This window comes from Candidatus Omnitrophota bacterium (assembly GCA_014728045.1).
Classification (GTDB): domain Bacteria; phylum Omnitrophota; class Gorgyraeia; order Tantalellales; family Tantalellaceae; genus WJMH01.
This window is the reverse complement of sequence record WJMH01000014.1, coordinates 1-2,809: the sequence shown is the minus strand read 5'-3', so window position 1 is coordinate 2,809 and position 2,809 is coordinate 1. Positions and strand designations below refer to the sequence as shown.

2 protein-coding genes are annotated in these 2,809 nt (G+C 50.6%); both read right to left on the bottom strand.

Annotated elements, in window-relative coordinates; genetic code table 11:
* Positions 1 to 880: hypothetical protein (locus GF409_05170; GenBank protein ID MBD3426602.1), on the bottom strand; the 880-nt coding region annotated here is incomplete at its 3' end.
* A complete protein-coding gene (locus GF409_05165; GenBank protein MBD3426601.1) occupies positions 856 to 2,340 on the bottom strand; it encodes a hypothetical protein in 1,485 nt (494 codons plus the stop codon). The genes GF409_05165 and GF409_05170, both read right to left, overlap by 25 nt.
* Positions 2,341 to 2,809 lie beyond the last annotated feature (469 nt).

Sequence of the window (2,809 nt, the reverse complement as noted above, 5' to 3'; positions counted from 1 at the left end):
CTATCATCGAAAGACCGGCGGTTAAAACCAAGCCCCATCCGGCTCCGCGCTTGGCCTCTTCAATTACGTCACCACCCTTCATCCATGCGTCTAATGCGGACCACGAAGATATGAAAGTTACATTCTCAGGACTCGATGTTAGAAACGACTGAACGCCCTTGCGCAAAAGGTCCTTAATACCGGCGGCAGAAAGAGTCTTTACCGTCTGTACGCCGCCTGCCCTGGTGATCTGTTTGGCGATAAACGGGGCCGCCATCTTCTGTCCCGCAACCGTAAGAGCTTTATGCAGCCCCGTAGCCTTGAATACTCCTTTTAACAGAAGGTACTCGGCAACCTTTTCGCCGGTCCATCCTACGGCTTCGGGTGTCTTTTGAAACCACTTAAGGTCGTCCTCTAATTCACTTACTAAGAGTGCCTGTACATCCTCTTTAGTCATCATGCGCCAGTCGGAAGCTATCTTACCACCTATTCTGCCTAATATGTCCGCTATCGGCAGTGTATAGTAATTGAACTTTTCAATCAGAGACGAATACTTCCAGTCGGGTGGCTTGGGCGGGTACTTGAAGCCTAAGAATGTATTTAAGATGCCTTCCTGTTCTTTGCCCGCTTCGAGTTTGGCGGGCTCGGAAGACCTTTGGTTTGTCATATCCACGTCCACGGGGTCCGGAACGGCCTTCATAACGCCGGAGACGGGCTCATATATCTTTTCTAACAGAGAGTGGTCGACGCCCGTAACATCCGAGAAGTCAACTATATTCTCTATCTGTTTCTTTTCCTCTTTCGGGGAAACCCTTCTCTGCCTGGGCGGGGACTCGCCTGTCCGAATATCTTTATACCGGAACGTCCTGGGTTTCGTTATTTCTTTGTAACTTCTTGCCATTCGCCGTTACCTATATATTCGTATTTAACACCGTTGAATATGGCCTGATAGCCGATAACAAAAACCGAACCGTTCTTCATGCGCAAGCCCAGCTCTACGCCCTTCTCATCGAATACCTTCACGGGTTCTTCATTTTTCAACTCGAACTGCGGATTGCGTATAGGGCCTTTTTTGTAGTGGGTGTAATATTTTAGACGTGCCATAAACTCCGCCATCTGCTTGGCTTTTGTCGGCTTGTCCGGCTCAAAAGACGGTTCTTCTCCCCTTTCTTCTTCGGCGTCTATTTTCTTTTTCATCTGTTTGCCTATTTCTATGGCCTTTATGAGTACTTCCCTTCTCTCTAACGGCTTTCCTTCCGTGGCCGCCTTCTCTATCGCCTCATCCAGCATCAGGTACGCCTCGGCACTGGCGAGTATCTGCCTCTCGTCGTCCGTGAACAGGCCGGTGTACTGGTCTTTGTCCCTGATAAGCTCTTCCATTAAACTGCGGGCTTCACGTTTCATCTCAGACTTATTCTTATCCTGCGCAGCGAAGATTTCATTCAATAAAGACTTGCCCGTAGTGGCGTCAAGCGAGTCCATATTCGCATAGAGAACAGACAGGGCATCATCTCGGGATATTGCATTAGTGCCTATCGATTCTATCGCCCGCTTAACATTGGCTAAAGCCGGTAATTTCAGCTCCGGCGGGTCTTCGGACATCATAGCGTTCCGCAGATATTTCGCATCCGTATCGGTTATTAAGCCGTCTTCGAGAGCATCGGTAACCACCTGCGGGTTGTCAAGTTTGCCGTTCCAGAAATCGGTAAGCAGTTTTCTGTTGGTTTCTTCCCGCGCCAGCTTTAACTGCTCCGCCTCGTCTCTTTTGGTTTTGACTTCCCGAGCCTCCGTATATCTTTGTCTGGCGTCTATTGCGTTCTGCCTGAATATGGCGGCTTGTTCGGCGTCGTACGCGCCGAGTTTAACGCCTTTAGCCAAATGAGCAAAGTATTCGGGGTTGCCCGTTTCTATATAATCCTGCCTGCTCACATAACCTGCGGCCCTGTAATTATCGTTGGTCTTGGCTACTTTCAAATCGAAAAAATGTTTCTGCCAGTACGGTTGAATGGACGTAAGCCAGTTTTGATAGGCTTTAGCGCCGCGTGGGTTCTCCGGCATCATCGTGCCGACGTCCGCAAGAAACTTCTGGTACTCGTCTATATACTCCGACGGGTCTTTGTCTTTCAGAGACATGACACGCCTGTTCAATTCCTCTCTGGCCGCCGTCTTGCTTTTTGTAAACTGGGTATCGGCCTCTATCATATCGAGCTTTATACCGAGCCCCGATAATTCCCTGCCGAAACCCGCTATCGATTGAGCCAGCTGCACACCGCCCGTATCGGCTATGCTCCTGTCGGTTATTCTCACCCCGCCCGTAGTGCCGGGTAAAGTTTTCTGTGTTCTGTATATTTCCTGTGCCATTACATTATTCCGTGTTTTTTGGCTAAATGATAATCCTTATTGAAGAACCCGGCTTCGGAGGCCGCTCCGAATCCCTGTAAGAGCGAACCGCCCGCTTTAAGATAAGAGGCCCTCTTGGCAGACTTGCCCCTGTACCTTGCAGCCCTGCCGGACGCCCTGTCAATAGCGGCCTGAGACCTTGCCTTCCGCGCTTTTGTCTGTCCTTCGTATCCTATCAGCATATTTTCAAGCTCCAGCTCTGCGAACTGTTCCGCCTCGGCGAGCAAAGGCGCTCCTTCGTTCGGGTCCGCGCCCGAACCGGCTCCTTTAACTCTTATTCTCCCCATCTGCCTTCTGGCGGCCTTGGCCTGCCTGCGTGACTCGAACCGCGTCTTGGCCTCTATTGCCCTGGCTTCACGCTCCTGCAGTTGAGCATTATAGTTACTTATATTTTGTTCCGACTTGGCCTGCGCTTCAGCCGCCCTGCCCT